This is a genomic window from Arthrobacter sp. 179 (assembly GCF_052379645.1).
Classification (GTDB): domain Bacteria; phylum Actinomycetota; class Actinomycetes; order Actinomycetales; family Micrococcaceae; genus Arthrobacter_H.
In genome coordinates, this window is the sequence record NZ_JBQSYU010000061.1 from 1 (window position 1) to 730 (window position 730).

General features: G+C 64.1%; 1 protein-coding gene. It reads left to right on the forward strand.

The window, feature by feature from the left end; translation table 11 throughout:
- Positions 1 to 730 (forward strand): IS481 family transposase (locus ACT3UE_RS15765; RefSeq protein WP_444567026.1); only part of this gene is annotated, 730 nt, incomplete at both ends.

Genomic DNA, 730 nt, shown 5'->3' on the forward strand with positions numbered 1-730 from the left:
GACAAGCCCAGCAGACCCCGGACAAGTCCTGCACGCACCCCGCAGGCAGCGGTCAAACAAATCGTGGCACTGCGCTGGCGCAAGCGCTTGGGGCCCGTCCAGATCGCCTACCGGCTGGGCCTGGCTGCCTCGACGGTGCACGCAGTGCTGGTACGTTGCCGGATCAACAGGCTGCGCTATATCGACCGGGTCACCGGTGAGAAAATCCGCCGCTATGAGCACCCCTATCCGGGATCGATGATCCACGTGGACGTCACCAAATTCGGCAATATTCCCGACGGCGGCGGGCACCGGTTCGTGGGCCGGCAGGCCGGAGACAAGAACCGTGCAGCAACCCCGGACAAGCCCCGCAATGCGAACCACACCCCGAAAATGGGAACCGCCTTCGTGCACACGGTCATCGATGATCACTCGCGTATCGCCTATGCCGAGATTCATGATGATGAGAAGTCGGTAACGGCCATCGCGGTACTGGAACGGGCCGTGGCGTGGTTCGCTGCCCGTGACGTCGTCGTGGAGCGCGTGCTATCTGATAATGGGTCCGCCTACCGCTCGCATGCCTGGCGTGACGCCTGCGCCGAGCTGGCCATCACGCCCAAGCGGACCCGCCCTTACCGGCCCCAGACCAATGGGAAAATCGAGCGGTTCCATCGGACCCTGAACGACGGTTGGGCCTACGCCAGGTTCTATGGCAGCGAGGCCACCCGCCGCGAAGCACTGCCGGATTGGA